This is a genomic window from Serratia proteamaculans (genome assembly GCF_949794035.1).
GTDB classification, from domain to species: Bacteria; Pseudomonadota; Gammaproteobacteria; order Enterobacterales; family Enterobacteriaceae; genus Serratia; species Serratia proteamaculans.
The window spans coordinates 4,280,311-4,300,460 of record NZ_OX461105.1; the positions used below are offsets into that span (position 1 = coordinate 4,280,311).

Consider the following 20,150-nt stretch of genomic DNA (forward strand, 5'->3'; position numbering starts at 1 on the left):
TGTTATGCGTTCTTCCTAACCTATCCCCGCCCCTAAAGACGAGAAAAATCATTGAAAAGTGCAAGACCCATTAAAAGCACCAACACGATCGAACCTATGCGGTAACTGTAGTCCTGTACTCGCTCGGAAACCGGCCCACCCTTCAGCTTTTCTATCGCCAGGAAGAGGAGATGCCCACCATCTAACACCGGTAATGGGAACAGGTTGATGATACCCAGGTTGACACTGATCAACGCCAGGAACATCAGATAATACACAAACCCGACCCCAGCTGACGCCCCTGCTCCCTGTGCAATCGAAATCGGGCCACTCAGGTTGTTCAGCTTTACATCACCGGTTATTAATTTACCCAGCATTTTGACCGTAAGGCTCATAAGCTGCCAGGTCTTGTCCCCAGCCTGATACAGCGCCGGGAAAGGTCCATACTGGCGAATCGTCTTATATTCGTCCGGCAGCGGCAGCACTTTCGGAATGATGCCTGCAAACCCCACCGATTTGTCTTTTCCCACCGGCTTTGTATCCGGTATCAGCGTCAAAGACAAGGGGGCGCCGTTTCTTTCGATCTCTAAAACCAGCGGTTGCCCAGGGCCGTTATGGATCCGTTTAACCAACGTTTGCCAACGACCCAACAGCTGACCATCGACTTTAACGATCCTGTCCCCCGCTTGTAAACCTGCCTTTTGCGCTGCCGAGTTCGGCTGCACTTCGGCAAGGACAGATTCTATCTGTGGGCCGCGAGGAATAATACCCAGCGCCACCACGGGATCCTGTTTGTCCGGCTCAAAATTCCACTGGCGCAAATCCAGGGTTTTCGTCACCACCCGAGAAGTGCCAAACGGCGCGATACCCACTTCGGTTTCTGCGTCGCCAATCTTCGCCACCAGAGCCAGACGAACTGATTCCCAATCAGGCGTTTCGATGCCATCTACGGACTTAAGTTCCATTCCTGGCGAAATTTCAGCGTTGGCCGCAATCGATTGGGGCGCGATTTCACCGATTACCGGACGGAAGCTGGGAACGCCGATAATGAAGACCAGCCAGTAAGCAAGGATAGCAAACAGGAAATTGGCGATAGGACCGGCACTGATGATAGCGGCACGCTGCCAAACGGTTTTGTTGTTAAACGCCTGATGACGGAGTTCCGGTGCAACCGAATCAACCCGCTCATCGAGCATCTTCACATAACCGCCAAGCGGGATCAGGGCGATGACATATTCCGTGCCCTGACGGTCAGTGCGGCGCCATAAAGCGCGGCCAAAACCGATGGAGAAGCGTTCTACACGGACGCCGCAGCGACGGGCGACCCAAAAGTGCCCGAACTCGTGCACGGTGATTAAAACACCAAGCGCAACAAGAAATGCGACTAAGTTCCAGAGCACGCTAACCATAATCCCTTCACTCCCCGCCATTGACGGATTAAAACACTAACAGCATCAGGCAGGCAAATACAGGCACTGCTGCGGTCAGGCTATCGATACGATCCAGTATACCGCCATGACCCGGTATCAAATGACCACTGTCTTTGATACCCGCTTCGCGTTTGAACATGCTCTCGGTAAGATCGCCCAGCACCGAAGCCAGCACGGCAATCACCGAACAAATCAGTAAGGTCGTCGGCACCACATTCAGCGGAGCGTACCGACCAAACAGCCAGGATATCAGGGCTGAAGTAATCAGGCCACCAATCAGCCCCTCCCAGGTTTTCCCCGGAGAAACTTTCGGCGCAAGCTTATGCTTGCCAAACAGTTTGCCGAACATGTAGGCGCCGGAATCCGCACCCCAAACCAGTAACATCACATACAGCAGCCACCAGGCGCCGGTGAAGTGGTTCTGTTCATAGCCGAACTGGCGCAGCGACAACATGCCCCAGAAAAACGGCACTATGGTCAGCAGACCGAAAACCAGACGTATCGGGCGTGAGTTACGCCACAGTGCAGCCGAGCCGGGATAAAACAGCACCAGCAACAGCGCTACCAGCCACCAGGCCAGCGACAACCACAACGGACCGCCGACCTGAAGCAAATGGACCGACTGGTGATAGGCCGGAATGCTGAGCAGCATCAACGCCAGCAGGAAGCCGCACAGTATCGCCAACCAGATGCGCTGCGAGCGGGAGGTAAAACCGGCCAGTTGGCCCCACTCCCAGGCCGCTAACATGCACACCACGAGTGTTACCAGGGCAAAGCCCACCGGCGGCAGCAAAAACAGCGCCGCGATAACAATCGGAATTAAAATCAGAGCAGTTATGAGGCGATACTTCAGCAAAAGTTCCCCCTAGGACGCATCGGCGCCGATAGGTGTTGTTCCCCCGAAGCGACGCTCGCGTTGTGCAAATGCATTCAGCGCACCTTCAAAGACAAGTTCATCAAAATCAGGCCAGAGTACATCAGTAAAGTAAAGTTCAGCGTAAGCAATTTGCCACAGCAAGAAGTTACTGATGCGGTGTTCTCCACCGGTGCGGATCACCAGATCCACCGGCGACAGATCGTTCATACAGACCCGCTCACCCAGTAATTCTTCGCTAATTTGATCCGGACGCAGTGAACCGTCCTTCACCTGCTCAGCCAGTTCCCTTACTCCCTGAATAATATCCCAACGGCCGCCATAGTTGGCAGCGATGTTGAGCGTCAGGCCATCGTTATTTTCTGTCAGTTGCTCAGAGCGACGGATCCGCTCCTGCAAGCGCACGCTGAAACGGCTAATGTCGCCGATCACTCGCAATCTGACGTTATGTTTATGCAGGCTTTTTACTTCACTGTCCAAGGCGCGGACAAAAAGCTCCATTAGGGCGGAGACTTCCTGCACCGGACGGTTCCAGTTCTCGCTGCTGAAGGCATAAAGCGTGAGTGCATCCAAATGGTTGTTGGCGGCAAAACTGACCGCACGACGTACCGATTTCACCCCTGCTTTATGACCGAAGACACGTAACTTACCCTGACGTTTAGCCCAGCGCCCATTGCCGTCCATAATAATGGCGACATGCCGTGGCCCCAGAGTAGACAGATTAGCCTCTTGTTGATTTGCGGACGACATAACTCGTACTTATTTCCTCAATAGAAATACAACTGCCTTTCCGGAACATCAGGCCCTTACGCGCAAAAAAAGCCGTGTGCCCGACACGGCTTTTCAGTCTGCCCTGCGACAGCCGGTAATCTGCGCTGCGCTACCGGCTTTCGAGATGTCAATCAGGCCATAATTCAACGGTATAACCGCTGAAAGGTGGCGCAGACTATACCACCTCAGCAAGGCCTGAACAAACGGCCCCACTGCGGCACGCGTAATTTGCGAACAAAATAGGATAATTGCCGGTATCAGTTACACAATGATTTAACCAATCCAACCGCAACCTCACGCGCCTGACGATCTATTTCTAAGACCGCATCAATGCAGGACGGTTCCTGCAGTGACAGCCGTTCGACGACTTTTTGGTTCACTGTCGCAATATCGGTAAAGCGAATCTGTTCCTGCAGGAAAGCTGCCACAGCCACTTCGTTGGCCGCGTTCAGCGCGGTCGTTGCCGCCTGGCCCGCATCGAAGGCCTCAATCGCCAGATACAGGCAGGGATAACGTTCCCGCTCAGGTTCGGCAAAGGTCAGCGACCCGATACGGCAGAAATCCAGCGCTTCCACACCAGAATTGACCCTCTGCGGGTAAGCCATCGCATGGGCGATCGGCGTACGCATATCCGGCGTGCCCAATTGGGCCAACACGCTGCCATCGGTGTAACGCACCATCGAGTGGATCACCGACTGCGGATGCAGAATCACTTCCATTTGTTCGGCCGAGGCGTTAAACAGCCAGCGGGCCTCGATATATTCCAGTCCTTTGTTCATCATGGTAGCGGAGTCTACCGAGATCTTGCGCCCCATCGACCAATTTGGATGGGCACAGGCCTGATCCGGCGTCATCGTGACAAACTGCTCCAGCGGCGTGGTACGGAACGGGCCGCCGGAACCGGTAAGCACAATGCGCGACACACCATGACTTTCTAATGAAGAGTATCCCAACTGACGCTGAATGCTCTCAGGCAAACTCTGAAAAATGGCATTATGTTCGCTGTCGAGTGGCAGTAATTGCGTCTTGCTCTGCTGTACCGCGTCCATAAACAGGCGTCCACAGGTCACCAGCGACTCTTTGTTCGCCAGCAGTACCTGCTTGCCGGCGCGGATGGCCGCCAGCGTAGGCAGTAGCCCGGCAGCGCCAACAATGGCTGCCGTAACCTGGTCGACGTCGTCCAATGCCGCCAACTCACAGGCGGCCTGCTCGCCCGCCATGACCTCAGTGGCAATACCGTTTTCCGCCAGCAGAGTACGCAGTTCACGCGCAGCGCCTTCGTCCGCCATCGCGGCATACGCCGGGCGAAACTCTATGCACTGTTGCGCCATGACCGCGACATTGCGGCCGGCAACCAGCGCTTTAATCGCAAAAAGGTCGGAATTTGCCCTGACCACGGCCAGGGTACTGGTCCCCACTGAGCCGGTGGAGCCAAGAATAGTCAGTTGCTTCATGAGCTCACTCTGAATAACTGTCTGATGAGATCGGAGGTGTTCCAGTGTGTAACCTTGGCCACCGCTTGTCCATGATCAATCAGTACGATGAAACGGGATCTGCGCCACAAAAAACAAAGCGCCGCCCAGGCGACGCTTTTTTTCTGCGCGATGCTGATTAGAAATCCATCAGCTCTTTTTCTTTATCCGCCAGAGCGGCATCCAGAAGTTTTATATAGGCATCGGTCAGTTTCTGAACGTCGTCCTGTGAACGACGATCTTCATCTTCGCTGATTTCTTTGTCTTTCAGCAGCGCTTTAACTTTGTCGTTGGCATCACGGCGCACGTTACGAACCGCCACACGGCCCTGCTCTGCTTCGTTACGCACCACTTTGATCAAATCTTTACGACGTTCTTCAGTCAGCGGAGGCAGTGGAACACGGATCACGCTGCCGGCTGAACTTGGATTCAGGCCGAGGTCTGAGGACATGATGGCTTTTTCTACCGCTGAACCCAGGGAGCGATCAAACAGGTTGATTGCCAGGGTGCGGGAGTCTTCAACGGTCACGCTGGCCAATTGACGCAGTGGCGTGGCGGAACCGTAGTACTCAACCATAATGCCGTCCAGGATGCTTGGAGAAGCACGGCCGGTACGAATTTTGCTGATTTGGGTTTTGAATGCTTCTACGCTTTTTTCCATGCGTGAATCAGCATCTTTTCTAATTTCATTAATCACGTTGCGAACCCTTGAAAGCTGGATACTTGGCAGGCCATACCACAGTATAGCCCGTGAATTTTACTCAAGGAGAGCACGCGACGTCTGGCGTTGCCCGCTCCCGCTAAATTTGGCAGAACAGCTTTATTTGCCGATCAGCGTGCCTTCGTTTTCACCCATTACCACCCGGCGCAGTGCACCTGGCTTGTTCATGTTGAATACGCGGATTGGCAGACCGTGATCGCGGGCCAGCGTAAATGCCGCCAGGTCCATCACTTTCAGCTCGCGCTCCAGCACGTCCTGATAGGTAATATGTTCGTACAGTGTGGCATCCGGATTTTTAACCGGGTCAGCGGAGTATACACCATCCACTTTAGTTGCTTTCAATACCACATCCGCTTCGATCTCGATCCCGCGCAGGCACGCAGCAGAATCGGTGGTGAAGAACGGATTGCCGGTACCGGCGGCAAAGATCACTACGCGGTTATTGCGCAGCAGGCTGATCGCCTCGGCCCAGCTGTAGTTGTCGCACACGCCGTTCAACGGAATTGCCGACATCAGGCGGGCGTTCACATAGGCACGGTGCAGTGCATCACGCATAGCCAGTCCGTTCATCACGGTAGCCAGCATTCCCATGTGGTCGCCCACTACGCGGTTCATGCCGGCTTGTGCCAGGCCCGCGCCGCGGAACAGGTTACCGCCGCCAATAACTACACCGACCTGAATTCCCAGTTCGACCAGCTCTTTCACTTCCTGAGCCATGCGATCCAAAACGCTAGCGTCGATACCAAAACCTTCTGCGCCTTGCAGGGCTTCGCCACTCAGTTTAAGCAGAATACGCTGATATACGGGTTTTGCATTGGTTGCCATGGTGATCTGTCCTAAGAAGCAGTATTAGTATTGGGGATTTCAGCCGATGAAACGCGCCTGTGCTGTGTATCATGCCACAGGGCTTGCCACCGGTGTAATTCTGGCTGGATAAAATGGAACCGCCAGACGGCGGCTCCATTAACAGTCATTAAGACTGCTTGCTCATTGCTGCAACTTCAGCAGCAAAGTCGTTCTCAACTTTAGCGATGCCTTCGCCCACTTCGAAGCGGATGAAGTTAACCACGTCAGCGTTATGCTCTTTCAGCACCTGGCCAACGGTTTTGCTTGGTTCGATAACGAAAGGCTGACCGGTCAGAGAAACTTCGCCGGTGAATTTCTTCATGCGGCCTTCAACCATTTTCTCTGCGATTTCTTTCGGCTTGCCAGACTGCATGGCGATGTCCAACTGAACCTGGTACTCTTTTTCTACCACTTCAGCAGACACATCTTCAGGCTTAACGAATTCAGGCTTGCTTGCCGCAACGTGCATGGCAATTTGCTTAACCAGCTCTTCGCTAGCGCCTGTAGCGGCGATCAGAACGCCGATACGCGCACCGTGCAGGTAGCTACCCAACACTTCGCCTTCCAGGGAAGCAACGCGACGGATGTTGATGTTCTCACCGATTTTCGCAACCAGCGCTACACGTTCTTCTTCGAACTGTGCTTTCAACACTTCAACATCAGTGATTTTGCCGGCAAAAGCAGCATCCAGCACTTTGTCAGCGAATGCCTGGAAACCAGCATCTTTAGCTACGAAGTCAGTCTGGCAGTTAACTTCCAGAATCAGACCGTAGTTGCCTTCAATCTTGGTTTTGATCACGCCGTCAGCAGCTACGTTGCCTGCTTTTTTCGCCGCTTTGATCGCACCAGATTTACGCATGTTTTCGATTGCCAGCTCGATGTCGCCGTTAGACTCAACCAGAGCTTTTTTACAATCCATCATGCCAGCGCCAGTACGCTCACGCAGTTCTTTTACCAGAGCAGCGGTAATATCAGCCATTTCTTTTTCCTCGGTTATCTCGCGTGGAGACAGTCTCATTCAGATAAGCAAAGGGGGCCTATAAAGGCCCCCCTAACCAACATATTCAATACCTGGTTAATAAGGGCTCAGTGACGAGCTTGCCTTATTATTCAGCTTCTACGAAGCTTTCTTCCGCTTGAACGGCCAGATCTTGAGAACGACCTTCACGGACGGCGGCAGCAACGGCAGTCAGGTACAATTTGATTGCACGGATTGCATCGTCGTTACCAGGGATGATGAAGTCAACGCCGTCTGGATCGGAGTTGGTATCAACGATAGAGAATACCGGGATACCCAGGTTGTTGGCTTCTTTGATCGCGATGTGTTCGTGATCAGCATCGATGACGAACAGTGCGTCAGGCAGACCACCCATGTCCTTGATACCACCCAGGGAGTTTTCCAGCTTGGCCAGTTCGCGAGTACGCATCAGCGCCTCTTTCTTGGTCAGCTTGTCAAAGGTGCCATCTTGAGACTGGATTTCCAGATCTTTCAAACGCTTGATTGACTGACGAACGGTTTTCCAGTTAGTCAGCATGCCGCCCAACCAGCGATGGTTCACGAAGAACTGGTCGCAGGTGTTAGCATATTCTTTTACCGCTTCGCTTGCTGCGCGCTTAGTACCAACGAACAGGATCTTACCTTTACGGGAAGAGATCTTGGTCAGTTCAGCCAGTGCTGCGTTGGCCATTGGTACAGTTTTTTCCAGGTTGATGATGTGAACCTTGTTACGTGCGCCGAAGATGAAAGGCTTCATTTTCGGGTTCCAGTAACGGGTTTGGTGACCAAAGTGTACACCGGCCTGGAGCATGTCGCGCATGGAAACAGTTGCCATGATTAAACCTCTATAGAGTTAGTTGGGGTTATGCCTCCACGTATCCCATAACGCCGACCCTGGCGGTGATAAATCACCTCAGGGCACCCCGGCGGATGTGCCGATACGTGTGTGTTATTTACACAAAGTGAGTGCAGTTAAAGTATTTTCGGCTTTTTCCGTCATTATCACAAGGACGAAGAGCGGATCTGCCGGCGCGCTTTATACCATAAACCCGCCCCCGACACCAACTTTTGTTACCAACCAAAGTCCGGCGAGAAATCAAATTTGGCAGCCTCAGGCCGGGCTGATACCATAAGAGACTGCTTCTTATTTCTTTCTGTTGTCGGCGAGCACGACACCTGCGGACGAATTTCATGGCAATTTCAATTAAAACACCTGATGACATCCAAAAAATGCGCGTGGCCGGCCGATTGGCTGCCGAAGTGCTGGAAATCATTGAGCCGCACGTCAAACCTGGCGTAACGACCGGCGAACTGGATCGTATCTGTCACGATCACATTACTAACCAGCAGCAGGCCATTTCTGCCTGTCTGGGCTACCACGGCTTCCCGAAATCCGTGTGTATCTCGGTGAACGAAGTGGTATGCCACGGCATCCCAAGCGATGACAAAGTCCTGAAAGACGGCGACATCGTTAATATCGACGTCACCGTGATCAAAGACGGTTTCCACGGCGATACCTCTAAAATGTTCATCGCCGGCAAACCGACCATTCTGGGCGAGCGCCTGTGCCGCATCACTCAGGAAAGCCTGTATCTGTCACTGAAAATGGTGAAGCCGGGCATCCGTCTGCGGACCCTGGGTAAAGAGATCCAGAAATTCGTCGAAGCCGAGAATTTTTCGGTGGTGCGCGAGTACTGCGGCCACGGCATTGGCGAAGTGTTCCACGAGGAACCACAGGTACTGCACTATGACGCTGACGACGGTGGCGTGGTGTTGCAAGCCGGTATGGCCTTCACCATCGAGCCGATGGTCAATGCCGGTGATTACCGCATCCGCACCATGAAAGATGGCTGGACGGTAAAAACTAAGGATCGCAGCTTGTCGGCGCAGTATGAGCATACTATTGTGGTCACAGATAACGGCTGCGAGATAATGACGTTGCGCAAGGATGAACGTATCCCCAACATCATTACGCACGAGATGTAAGCGCCGCGGCGTTTTGCCGCGATGCATGATGTCACAGGCCGGCTTTTGCCGGCCTTTTTTATGGGCTGCGTATTATGTCTGAAAACTTTCGCCAACAAGACACCTCGGTCATTGTGCAACAGGCCGTGCCGGAGCAGCCTGAATATCCCAACGCCTATGGCGATGAGGAGATCAACTGCATCGCGCTAAAACAGCGCCTTGAACAGTTCCAGCTGTGGCTGGCGGCGGCATTCAACGCCGGCTCCAGCGCCGAAAGCCTGGTGGCCGCCCGCAGCGACTTTATCGACCGCCTGCTGCGCCGTCTGTGGATCTACCATGGCTTTGAGGATATCCCGGAAACCGCGCTGGTTGCCGTCGGTGGCTATGGCCGTGGCGAGCTACACCCGCTCTCGGACATTGACGTGCTGGTGCTCAGCCAGCGCCGCCTGAATGAACAACAATCCCAACGCGTGGGGGAATTTATCACCCTGCTGTGGGATCTGAAGCTGGAGGTGGGCCACAGCGTGCGAACGTTGGAAGAATGCCTGCTGGAAGGCCTGGCGGACCTGACCGTCGCCACCAACCTGATTGAGTCGCGGATGATCTGCGGCGATGTCGCGCTGTTCCTGCAAATGCAAAAGCATATTTTCAGCGATGGTTTCTGGCCCTCGCCGCAATTTTTCCACGCCAAGGTGGTTGAGCAACAGGAACGCCATCAGCGATACCACGGCACCAGCTACAACCTGGAGCCGGATATCAAGAGCAGCCCCGGCGGCCTGCGCGATATTCACACGCTGCTGTGGGTGGCGCGTCGTCATTTTGGCGCTACCTCGCTGGACGAAATGGTCGGTTTCGGCTTTCTCACCCAGGCTGAACGCAACGAACTGAACGAATGCCAGAGCTTCCTGTGGCGTATCCGTTTCGCACTGCACCTGGTGTTACCACGCTACGACAACCGCCTGCTGTTCGATCGCCAGCTCAACGTGGCACAGTTGCTGCGTTATGAGGGGGAAGGCAACGAACCGGTTGAACGCATGATGAAGGATTTTTATCGCATGACGCGCCGCGTCGGTGAATTGAATCACATGCTGCTGCAGTTGTTCGACGAGGCCATTCTGGCATTGGATGCCACGGAAAAACCGCGGCCGTTGAACGATGATTTCCAATTGCGCGGTGATTTGATTGATCTGCGTGACGAGACGCTGTTCATCCGTCAGCCCGAAGCCATCATGCGGATGTTCTACCTGATGGTCCGCAACCGTGAAATCAAAGGTATTTATTCCACTACCGTGCGCCAACTGCGCCACGCCCGTCGCCATCTGAAGCAGCCGCTGTGCACTATTCCGGAAGCACGCGAGCTGTTTATGGCCATTCTGCGCCACCCAGGCGCGGTCTCTCGGGCATTGGTGCCGATGCATCGCCACAGCGTACTGTGGGCCTATATGCCACAGTGGGGCAAGATCGTCGGGCAAATGCAGTTCGACCTGTTCCATGCCTACACCGTCGACGAACACACCGTTCGCGTCCTGCAGAAGCTGGAAAGCTTTGCCGATGCCGAAACGCGACCGCGTCATCCACTGTGTGTCGAGCTGTATCCCCGCCTGCCGAATCCGGAACTGCTGCTGCTGGCCGCCCTGTTCCACGATATCGCCAAAGGGCGCGGTGGAGACCACTCGATCCTCGGCGCAGAAGATGCACTGGAGTTCGCAGCACTGCATGGCTTGAACTCCCGCGAAGCCCAACTGGTCGCCTGGCTGGTGCGCTGTCATCTGCTGATGTCGGTGACCGCCCAACGCCGCGATATTCAGGATCCGACCGTTATTCAGCAATTCAGTGCCGAAGTGCAGAGCGAGACCCGCCTGCGTTATCTGGTCTGCCTGACGGTGGCAGATATCTGCGCCACCAACGAAACCTTGTGGAACAGTTGGAAGCAGAGCCTGTTGCGTGAACTGTACTTCGCCACCGAAAAACAGCTGCGCCGCGGCATGCAAAATAGCCCGGACCTGCGCGAACGCGTGCGTCATCATCGCCTGCAGGCGTTGGCACTACTGCGCATGGACAATATCGACGAGGAAGCGTTGCACCGCATCTGGAGCTGCTGCCGCGCCGATTACTTCCTGCGCCATTCACCCAATCAGCTGGCCTGGCACGCCCGTCATTTGCTGGCCCATGACTCCACCAAACCGTTGGTGCTGGTCAGCCGACAGGCAACGCGCGGTGGCACCGAAATTTTCATCTGGAGCCCGGACCGCCCGTACCTGTTTGCCGCCGTCGCCGGCGAGATGGATCGCCGCAACCTGAGCGTACATGACGCGCAGATCTTCACTAACCGCGACGGCATGGCGATGGACACCTTTATCGTGCTGGAACCGGACGGCAGCCCGCTGGCTCAGGATCGTCACACGGCGATCCGCCACGCGCTGGTGCAGGCCATTACCCAACGGGAGTATCAGCCGCCGCGCGTGCGCAGGCCGTCTTCCAAGCTGCGCCATTTCAGCGTGCCGACCGAAGTCAGCTTCCTGCCGACCCATACCGACCGCCGTAGCTATCTGGAACTGACCGCACTTGACCAACCTGGCCTGCTGGCCCGGGTGGGTGAAGTGTTCGCCGATCTGGACCTGTCGCTGCATGGCGCACGCATCTCCACTATCGGCGAGCGGGTTGAGGATTTATTTATTCTGGCCGACAGCGATCGACGCGCCCTTAACCCGGAAACGCGCAGAAAGTTGGAACAACGGTTGACAGAGGCCCTCAATCCAAACGATAAAATGTGATACAAGTAACCTTTTCGTAGACAACATCAGGACAGAGAACAGCATGCAGCAATTACAGAACGTTATTGAAAACGCCTTCGAACGCCGTGCGGAAATCACCCCGGCGAACGCAGACACCGTAACGCGCGAAGCGGTAAACCAGGTGATCGGCCTGCTGGACAGCGGCGCCCTGCGCGTTGCCGAGAAAATTGACGGTCAGTGGGTAACGCATCAGTGGCTGAAAAAGGCCGTGCTGCTTTCTTTCCGCATCAATGACAACAAAGTGATGGACGGTGCCGAAACCCGTTATTACGACAAGGTGCCGATGAAGTTCGCTGATTACGACGAAGCGCGCTTCCAGAAGGAAGGCTTCCGCGTAGTGCCACCAGCCACCGTACGCCAGGGTGCGTTCATCGCCCGCAATACCGTGCTGATGCCATCCTATGTGAACATCGGTGCCTACGTTGACGAAGGCAGCATGGTGGATACCTGGGCCACCGTCGGCTCTTGTGCGCAGATCGGTAAAAACGTTCACCTGTCCGGCGGCGTCGGCATCGGTGGCGTACTGGAGCCACTGCAGGCCAACCCGACCATCATTGAAGACAACTGCTTTATCGGCGCACGTTCAGAAGTGGTTGAAGGCGTGATCGTGGAAGAAGGTTCAGTGATCTCCATGGGTGTATACCTGGGCCAGAGCACCCGCATTTACGACCGTGAAACCGGCGAAGTGCACTACGGCCGCGTGCCGGCCGGTTCGGTGGTGGTTTCCGGTAACCTGCCGTCCAAAGATGGCTCTTACAGCCTGTATTGCGCAGTCATCGTCAAGAAAGTCGATGCCAAGACGCGCGGTAAAGTCGGCATTAATGAGTTATTACGCACCATCGACTAAAATAGACATGGCGGGTTAATTACCCGCCATTTTTTTATCTTCATTACGTGAGCAGTCACAGTCTCTGGCGCGGTTATTCGCCATAATCCCAGACCGTGGAATATAGTCTATTTATAAGGTGGCGCTATTATGTATGACAACCTGAAAAGCTTAGGAATCAATCAACCGGAAGATGTCGATCGCTATAGCCTGCGTCAGGAGGCCAATAACGACATTCTTAAGATTTATTTCCGCAAGGATAAAGGCGAGTTCTTTGCCAAGAGCGTGAAATTCAAATATCCGCGCCAACGCAAAACGGTGGTGGCGGACAATGCCGGCCAGGGTTACAAAGAAATCCACGAAATTAACCCGAATCTGCGTTACGTCATTGATGAGCTGGATCAGCTATGCCAGCGCGATCAGGTGGAAGTGGATCTGAAGCGCAAAATTCTTGATGACCTGCGTCATCTGGAAGGCGTGGTCTCCCACAAGATTGCCGAGATCGAATCCGATCTGGAAAAACTGACCCGCGGTAAATAAGGGTTCAGCGAACTGGATCTACTACTTCATTTTCACCCTATGAATTTCGAGTTGCAGCTAGGCAGCCAACTTGCTCATCCCCAGGCGCTTACTTAAGTAAGTAACTGGGGTGTGCAAGTGCAGCTAACAACGCTGCAACTTGAAAGGCGACGGGTAAATCTATTTCAGCAACGTGCCCCATTTCTCGACCCATGGGCAAGAAACCACTTCCGGCTCCGGCTGTTCCATCGCATCGATTTCCAGCACCTCACCCACGCGGGTGGCACCCTGCTCCTGCAACAGTGCATCAAACGCACGCCCGGCACCGCAGAAATTGTCATAGCTACTGTCACCCAGCGCGATCAATCCATAGCGCAGCTCAGGTTGGTAGCCAACCTGGTCACGGATGGCGTGGAACAGCGGCGCAATGCTGTCCGGCAAATCGCCCTGGCCCGTAGTTGAGGTGATCACCAGCGCATGGTGCTGGCGGTAAAACTGCCAGGCCTCAAGCGTACCCTCTTCAAACAGTTTGACCTCATGGCCCTGCTCGCTGAGGATAGTTTCAGCTTCTTCCGCCACCAATAATGCGTTGCCGTAGACCGTTCCCACGAAGATTCCAACCTGAGCCATTGCCCCTACTCCCTTCAATACCTTTGAAAATGATCAGTTATCCTGACCGCAAGCCGGTGGAAACTCAACCCTGGCAAGCTCAGGGATACTCTCTGTCCAGCCAAACTGTGACATGACGCCCTGCCAGCGTTCATCCCAGCGCGCGGAAAGATGCAGCGGCTCACCGGTTACCGGATGATTCAGTTGCAGGTGACTGGCGTGCAGCATCAGGCGCGGGCAGCCAAAATGCTGGGCCATACCCCGGTTCTGGTTCAGATCGCCGTGTTTACTGTCGCCAATGATCGGATGGCGGATATGTACCATATGGCGGCGTAACTGGTGCTTGCGGCCATTTTCCGGCTTCAGTTCAACCAGGCTGTAGCGCGCACTGTCATAACGGCCAATCGCCACCGGCATCTCAACCTGTGCCAACGGTCGATAATGAGTGACTGCCGGCTGTGGACCTTTGTCCTTCGAAGCAAACTTGTCGGCGATCTTGTCCAGCTCTTCCGTCAACGGATAGTCGATGGTAGCGCCTTCCAGCACGTAACCACGCACCACTGCATGGTAGGTTTTCTGCATCTGATGCTGTTCAAACTGCTGCGACAGCAGCCGTGCCACCTCGCTGGACAGCGCCATCAACAGCACCCCGGAGGTCGGTCTATCGAGGCGGTGCACGGTATATACGTGCTGGCCAATTTGATCGCGCACGGTCTGCATCACAAACTGGGTTTCATGACGATCCAGCCAACTGCGGTGTACCAACCACCCAGAAGGTTTGTTCACCGCCACCAAATGCTCATCCTGATAAAGAATCTCAAGCATTATTGCGGCTCTTTATTCAGCATTTGATCCAGGCGCTGCAACAGCACCAACAGCGGCATGCAGTTGGGATCATTATCTTTCAACGCCTCTTCAAAGTAAGGCGTGATAGCAAAACGCGTCGGCAGCGGCGCTCCCGCATCCAGCAACGCGTACATGCGAGGCAGAAAGACCCACTGTAGCCAGGCTTCGGCCGACATGCTGTCTATGCAAAACGGCTCGGGGCTGGCGAAGGCTTCAGGCTCGGGCGGCATAGCTTGCCACAGCGCCAACTCTCGCATTGACTGTTCAATCGCCTGCAAACTATGGCGAACCTGATTTTGTATACTCATCTGCATTCCCGATCTGTTTAAACCATGATATTCAGCGGCACGGCTGAAAGGCGGCAAAGCATAGCATTTTACTTTTTATAGCCCAAATCCAGCTGAATTGATGGCATGGATACATTTGAACTGGTGGCCGGCACGGCCACACGGCACAATAGTTCACCGAATAAACCACACAGATTAGACAGATGCCCGCAATCACACCGACGAAAAATCACGCCACGCCTGGCAAAGCCATGCTGGCTTCGGTCACCGGCTACGCCATGGACGGCTTTGACCTGCTGATCCTCGGCTTTATGCTGCCAGCCATCAGTATTGAAATGGGGCTAAGCTCCTCCGCCGCCGGTTCACTGGTCACCTGGACGTTGATCGGTGCCGTACTGGGCGGCGTGATTTTCGGCCACCTCAGCGATCGCTTTGGTCGTATCCGGGTGCTGACCATCACTATCCTGATGTTCTCATTGTTTACCGGTCTGTGCGCGTTGGCACAGGGCTACTGGGATTTGCTCGCCTACCGCACACTGGCGGGCATCGGGCTCGGTGGTGAATTTGGTATCGGCATGGCGCTGATCGCCGAGGCCTGGCCGGCGGAGAAACGCAATCGCGCCTCGGCCTATGTGGGCATGGGCTGGCAACTTGGCGTGCTGGCGGCCGCCTTCCTCACCCCACTGCTGCTGACGCATATCGGCTGGCGTGGCATGTTCCTGGTCGGGCTGCTGCCGGCGCTGGTGTCATTCCTGATCCGCCGCACCCTGGGTGAGCCAGAAGAGTTTGTCCGCCAGCAAAACAGCGGCCAGCAACTGTCGTTCACCCAACGCGTAAGGCTACTGTTCAAAGACCGGGCCACCAGCAAGGCCAGCATCGGCATTTTTATTTTGTGCTCGGTGCAGAACTTCGGTTATTACGGGCTGATGATTTGGATGCCGACTTACCTGGCAAAAAACTTCGGTTTCTCCCTGACCAAGTCAGGTCTGTGGACTGCGGTCACGGTGATCGGCATGACGTTCGGTATCTGGCTGTTTGGCGTGTTGGCCGATCGCTTCACCCGCTGGAAGATTTTTATCTGCTATCAGATCGGTGGGTGGTGATGGTGGTTGTCTATGCACAACTTAGCGACCCCACGCTGATGCTGTTTGCCGGCGCGCTGATGGGGTTGTTCGTGAACGGCATGATTGGTGGCTACGGCGCGTTGATTTCCGATACCTATCCGGTTCAGGCACGCGCCACTGCGCAAAACATCCTGTTTAATCTGGGGCGTGGCGTCGGCGGGCTGGGGCCATTGGTGATCGGCGCCCTGGTGACTCAGGTTTCCTTCACTGCGGCTATCAGCCTGCTGGCAGCTATTTATCTGCTGGATATCTACGCCACGCTGTTCCTGCTGCCGAAAAAGCAGGGCAATGGCGATACGCTGGGGGCGATTGGTTAACAATTGAGATGAATTTGAGCAGGGGTAAGCATCCTGGATGCTTAAAACTTGACCTTGTATAAAAAGTTGAGGGCACTGCGCTAACAGTGCCCTCGGTTCGTTTTATAGCAGTCCCGCTACACAGTGTGCTCCCTGCTCAATCCTTGAAAACTTTTCCTGCGGCCATCCTGACCAAAACCATCCTGGCTCTATCCTGTAGCATCATCCTGACGCGGTTCCTCAGTCTTCATGACCCGCCAACCATCCTGTGCCGGCTCTCAATCTCCATCCTGGAGGTGTCCCTGGTTTCAATCCTGAAACATCCTGGCATCTCCTGACGCCGTCCTCCGCTCTTCACTGAGCGCATCCACTTCTTCATCCTGAAGCTGCATCATCCTGATGCTTTCCAGCTCCACCGTATCCCTTCCGGTGAACATAAGATCGCTTAATTATCCCGGGTTCACAAGGGCTTACTGGCTGGCTGACAGGAAATTAACGCTAAGAGTTATCCTAAAGAAAATCTAACCAATTGATCTGGATAACAATAAACCCCATGCAAGCCAATGAGAGGGGAAAATTAAAAGCGATCTCTCACAGTCCGTGTGAGAGATCTCGCACACGGATCTCGCTGTAATTGGCCTCAAACACCCAACGTCGGGCGCAATGCATCGAGGAAATTGCCCAACGAAGCCGCCAGCAAAATGCGTTTATCACTGCCAAACTGCTCCAGCACCACATTGCCGCTGACGTTACACAGCGAGACCATGGTCATTTCTGATTCGGTGGTTGCCAGGAACAGCGTCGGCGACAGCTTCAGGCGTTTTTGCGTCACCAGATGGCCGATCAGGTTTTCCTGCAGGCGAATAAAATCGTCCTCGCTCCACACCTGCAACAGGGTCACATAGTGCTCACCGAACTGCGCGCTCATGTCGCCTGCATACTGCTGGGTATAAAACAGGTTGATGTCCGGCTGTAAACGCAGCTCGAGCGCCGTCTCTACCTTTTCCAGCGTTGCCGCCGGGGTAAACGGCTGCGGCAACCACAGCACTTCATCATCGCGATTTTCTACCAGACAAGGCGACGGTACGCCGTACAGATCTTGGCTGGCTGGGGCATGACCACGCTCTTGTTGCCAAAGCTCAACATAACGCTGGGTGAATTCACGCAGGGCGTGCGGTACATCATGGTCCATATTTTTTCTCGCATACGGTAAACTGGCGACCATTGTACCTATCTCTCACCAAGGTGACAGCAGATGTCCTCATATCAAGACCACCATGCCCTGTCGGCGCTAACGCTGGGTAAAGCTACCGCGTACCGCGACCATTACGACGCCACGCTGCTGCAGGCGGTGCCGCGCAGTATGAACCGCGAGCCGCTGGGATTATATCCGGACAGCCTGCCGTTCCACGGTGCCGATATCTGGACGCTGTATGAACTCTCCTGGCTGAACGATAACGGCCTGCCGCAGGTCGCCGTCGGCGAGATCAGCCTTAATGCCGACAGCATCAACCTGATCGAATCCAAAAGCTTCAAACTTTACCTCAACAGCTTTAACCAAACCCCGTTCAGCGATTGGGAGGCGGTACGCAACACCCTGCAACGCGATTTGTCCGCCTGCGCACAGGGCGAGGTCAGCGTCTCATTGTTCCGCGTCGATCAACTGGAAGGCAGTCCGATCGCCCGGTTAGAGGGTGAATGTATCGATCATCAGGACATCCGCATCGATAACTACGAATTCAATGCCGATTACCTGCAAAATGCCGCCGGTTCCCAGCAGGTGGAAGAACGGTTGGTCAGCCATCTGTTAAAGTCCAATTGCCTGATCACCAACCAACCGGATTGGGGTTCGGTGCAAATTCATTATCGTGGCGCGCAGATCGATCGCGAGGCGCTGCTGCGTTATCTGGTGTCTTTCCGTCATCACAATGAATTCCACGAACAATGTGTCGAACGCATCTTTAACGATTTGCTGCGCTACTGCCAACCACAGAGCCTGACGGTGTACGCACGCTATACCCGCCGCGGTGGGTTGGATATCAATCCATGGCGCAGCAACACTGACTTTGTTCCATCACATGGCCGTCTGGCGCGCCAATAGTGCGAAGCATTGCTCAACAACTGAGCTAACGAGCGGTTTGTATTGGTAAAAACCAGGGGACGGCGGTAAGGTTAAATCAACAGCGCTCGGCGCTATGCCGGGCATTCCGGCAGGCCAATCCCATAATGATGTTGCCGCCGTGCGCTCACTATAACGAGATGCTGTTCTGCTGCGTATGGATTACTACTGCCCCATTCCGGGTGCAAAGGAGTTACCTTGATTACACACATCAGCCCGCTTGGCTCTATGGATTTGCTGTCGCAGCTGGAAGTAGACATGCTGAAGCGTACCGCCAGCAGCGATCTATACCGTTTGTTCCGCAACTGTTCGCTGGCCGTCCTGAACTCCGGCAGCCAGACCGACAACAGCAAACAGCTGCTGTCGCGCTATGAAACCTTTGATATTAACGTCCTGCGCCGTGAGCGCGGGGTCAAACTTGAACTGGTAAATCCACCGGAAGACGCCTTTGTCGATGGTCGAATCATCCGTTCGCTACAGGCCAACCTGTTTGCCGTGCTGCGCGATATCCTGTTCGTCCACGGACAGATCGACAGCGCCGGTCGTTTCCAGCATCTGAATCTGGAAAACTCGGCCCACATTACCAATCTGGTGTTCTCTATCCTGCGTAACGCCCGTGCACTGCACCTCGATGAAGATCCTAACCTGGTGGTCTGCTGGGGGGGGCACTCGATCAACGAAAACGAATATCTGTACGCACGCAAGGTCGGTAGCCAACTGGGCCTGCGCGAACTGAATATCTGCACCGGCTGTGGGCCAGGTGCCATGGAAGCGCCGATGAAAGGTGCTGCCGTAGGCCATGCGCAACAGCGCTACCACAACAGTCGCTTTATCGGCATGACCGAGCCGTCGATCATCGCCGCCGAGCCGCCAAATCCGTTGGTCAATGAGCTGGTGATCATGCCGGACATTGAAAAACGCCTGGAGGCCTTCGTCCGTATCGCCCACGGTATCATTATCTTCCCAGGCGGTGTCGGCACGGCGGAAGAACTGCTGTATCTGCTGGGGATCCTGATGAACCCGGAGAACAGCGAGCAGGTATTGCCGCTGATCCTCACCGGGCCGAAAGAGAGCGCCAACTACTTCCAGGTGCTGGATGAGTTCATCATGAACACGCTGGGAGACGAAGCGCGCCGTCACTACCGCATTATCATCGACGATCCTGCCGAAGTGGCGCGTCAGATGAAAAAAGCCATGCCGCTGGTGAAAGAAAACCGCCGTAATACCGGTGATGCCTACAGCTTTAACTGGTCTATCCGCATCGCGCCAGACTTGCAGCTGCCGTTTGAGCCAAGCCATGAAAATATGGCGAATCTCAACCTGTATCCGGACCAGCCTGCCGAACAGCTGGCTGCCGCGCTGCGCCGTGCGTTCTCCGGCATCGTCGCCGGTAACGTGAAAGAAAATGGCATTCAGGCCATCGAACAGTTTGGTCCGTACAAGCTGCACGGCGAACCGCAGATGATGAAGCAAATGGACAGTCTGCTGCAGGGCTTTGTCGCCCAGCACCGGATGAAACTACCGGGCACCGCTTATGTGCCCTGCTACGAAATCGTCGCTTAATAAGCCATCCCGGGCGGCCTAATAACCGCCCTTCTTTTACCTGACTTTTTCCGCCTTTACTCTATGGATTTCAAGTTGCAGCCAGGCGGCAAGCGTGCTCATCCCCCGGAG

18 protein-coding genes and 1 pseudogene are annotated in these 20,150 nt (G+C 54.7%); 7 read left to right on the plus strand and 12 right to left on the minus strand.

The genetic code is table 11. The features are described 5' to 3' along the window. Window positions 1-32: 32 nt before the first annotated feature. The 8 genes from rseP to rpsB all read right to left on the minus strand — a co-directional run bounded on the left by rseP (window position 33) and on the right by rpsB (window position 7,925). Window positions 33-1,388 (minus strand): sigma E protease regulator RseP, encoded by a 1,356-nt coding sequence (gene rseP / locus QOT07_RS19925; protein ID WP_099065009.1) that lies wholly within the window; start codon window positions 1,386-1,388, stop codon window positions 33-35. A gap of 28 nt (window positions 1,389-1,416) precedes the next feature. Next, entirely contained in the window at window positions 1,417-2,265 is an 849-nt protein-coding gene (gene cdsA, locus QOT07_RS19930; RefSeq protein WP_099065008.1) for a phosphatidate cytidylyltransferase, read from the minus strand. A gap of 9 nt (window positions 2,266-2,274) precedes the next feature. Beyond that, window positions 2,275-3,033: a (2E,6E)-farnesyl-diphosphate-specific ditrans,polycis-undecaprenyl-diphosphate synthase gene (gene ispU, locus QOT07_RS19935; RefSeq protein ID WP_099065007.1), complete on the minus strand. Its 759-nt coding sequence runs from the start codon at window positions 3,031-3,033 to the stop codon at window positions 2,275-2,277. Between the two features lie 278 nt (window positions 3,034-3,311). Next, a complete protein-coding gene (ispC, locus tag QOT07_RS19940; protein WP_283603799.1) occupies window positions 3,312-4,508 on the minus strand; it encodes a 1-deoxy-D-xylulose-5-phosphate reductoisomerase in 1,197 nt (398 codons plus the stop codon). A 157-nt stretch (window positions 4,509-4,665) separates the two neighbouring features. Next, window positions 4,666-5,223 carry a ribosome recycling factor gene (gene frr / locus QOT07_RS19945; protein ID WP_085118535.1) on the minus strand — a complete coding sequence of 186 codons (558 nt, stop codon included), beginning with the start codon at window positions 5,221-5,223 and terminating at the stop codon, window positions 4,666-4,668. Between the two features lie 123 nt (window positions 5,224-5,346). Next, the gene (gene pyrH / locus QOT07_RS19950; protein WP_085118537.1) at window positions 5,347-6,072 is read right to left on the minus strand and encodes a UMP kinase; all 726 of its coding nucleotides are present in this window, start codon (window positions 6,070-6,072) and stop codon (window positions 5,347-5,349) included. A 148-nt stretch (window positions 6,073-6,220) separates the two neighbouring features. Continuing rightward, entirely contained in the window at window positions 6,221-7,072 is an 852-nt protein-coding gene (gene tsf / locus QOT07_RS19955) for a translation elongation factor Ts (RefSeq protein WP_085118538.1), read from the minus strand. 127 nt (window positions 7,073-7,199) lie between these two features. Then, window positions 7,200-7,925 carry a 30S ribosomal protein S2 gene (gene rpsB, locus QOT07_RS19960; RefSeq protein ID WP_020828365.1) on the minus strand — a complete coding sequence of 242 codons (726 nt, stop codon included), beginning with the start codon at window positions 7,923-7,925 and terminating at the stop codon, window positions 7,200-7,202. A gap of 356 nt (window positions 7,926-8,281) precedes the next feature. Between rpsB and map the strand changes: the two genes are divergently transcribed. The 4 genes from map (at window position 8,282) to QOT07_RS19980 (ending at window position 13,216) form a co-directional block, all read left to right on the plus strand. After that, on the plus strand, window positions 8,282-9,076 hold the full coding sequence (gene map / locus QOT07_RS19965) for a type I methionyl aminopeptidase (protein WP_085118540.1): 795 nt from the start codon (window positions 8,282-8,284) through the stop codon (window positions 9,074-9,076). 74 nt (window positions 9,077-9,150) lie between these two features. Then, window positions 9,151-11,829 (plus strand): bifunctional uridylyltransferase/uridylyl-removing protein GlnD, encoded by a 2,679-nt coding sequence (gene glnD, locus QOT07_RS19970; protein WP_283603800.1) that lies wholly within the window; start codon window positions 9,151-9,153, stop codon window positions 11,827-11,829. Window positions 11,830-11,872: 43 nt separating this feature from the next. Then, window positions 11,873-12,697 (plus strand): 2,3,4,5-tetrahydropyridine-2,6-dicarboxylate N-succinyltransferase, encoded by an 825-nt coding sequence (gene dapD / locus QOT07_RS19975; RefSeq protein ID WP_085118544.1) that lies wholly within the window; start codon window positions 11,873-11,875, stop codon window positions 12,695-12,697. Window positions 12,698-12,826: 129 nt separating this feature from the next. Next, a complete protein-coding gene (locus tag QOT07_RS19980) occupies window positions 12,827-13,216 on the plus strand; it encodes a DUF3461 family protein (RefSeq protein ID WP_006318690.1) in 390 nt (129 codons plus the stop codon). A 159-nt stretch (window positions 13,217-13,375) separates the two neighbouring features. Here the strand turns inward: QOT07_RS19980 and QOT07_RS19985 are convergent, their stop codons facing one another. Genes QOT07_RS19985 through QOT07_RS19995 form a run of 3 tightly spaced genes read right to left on the minus strand, consistent with a single transcriptional unit; the run spans window position 13,376 to window position 14,958 of the window. Then, window positions 13,376-13,825 carry a flavodoxin gene (locus QOT07_RS19985; RefSeq protein WP_176980358.1) on the minus strand — a complete coding sequence of 150 codons (450 nt, stop codon included), beginning with the start codon at window positions 13,823-13,825 and terminating at the stop codon, window positions 13,376-13,378. Between the two features lie 33 nt (window positions 13,826-13,858). Beyond that, a complete protein-coding gene (truC, locus tag QOT07_RS19990; RefSeq protein ID WP_129937862.1) occupies window positions 13,859-14,629 on the minus strand; it encodes a tRNA pseudouridine(65) synthase TruC in 771 nt (256 codons plus the stop codon). Continuing rightward, a complete protein-coding gene (locus tag QOT07_RS19995; protein WP_165366331.1) occupies window positions 14,629-14,958 on the minus strand; it encodes a YqcC family protein in 330 nt (109 codons plus the stop codon). Before QOT07_RS19995 ends, truC begins: the two co-directional genes overlap by 1 nt. A gap of 182 nt (window positions 14,959-15,140) precedes the next feature. Between QOT07_RS19995 and QOT07_RS20000 the strand changes: the two are divergent. Next, a pseudogene (locus tag QOT07_RS20000) lies at window positions 15,141-16,378 on the plus strand (MFS transporter). A gap of 619 nt (window positions 16,379-16,997) precedes the next feature. On the opposite strand, the gene syd reads toward QOT07_RS20000, so the two are convergent. Then, on the minus strand, window positions 16,998-17,549 hold the full coding sequence (gene syd, locus QOT07_RS20005) for a SecY-interacting protein (protein WP_283603801.1): 552 nt from the start codon (window positions 17,547-17,549) through the stop codon (window positions 16,998-17,000). Window positions 17,550-17,612: 63 nt separating this feature from the next. Between syd and queF the strand changes: the two genes are divergently transcribed. Together queF and ppnN are read left to right on the plus strand one after the other, a co-directional pair. After that, on the plus strand, window positions 17,613-18,458 hold the full coding sequence (gene queF / locus QOT07_RS20010; protein WP_261416225.1) for an NADPH-dependent 7-cyano-7-deazaguanine reductase QueF: 846 nt from the start codon (window positions 17,613-17,615) through the stop codon (window positions 18,456-18,458). A 216-nt stretch (window positions 18,459-18,674) separates the two neighbouring features. Next, window positions 18,675-20,039 (plus strand): nucleotide 5'-monophosphate nucleosidase PpnN, encoded by a 1,365-nt coding sequence (gene ppnN, locus QOT07_RS20015; RefSeq protein ID WP_099064999.1) that lies wholly within the window; start codon window positions 18,675-18,677, stop codon window positions 20,037-20,039. The last annotated feature ends 111 nt before the right edge of the window (window positions 20,040-20,150 follow it).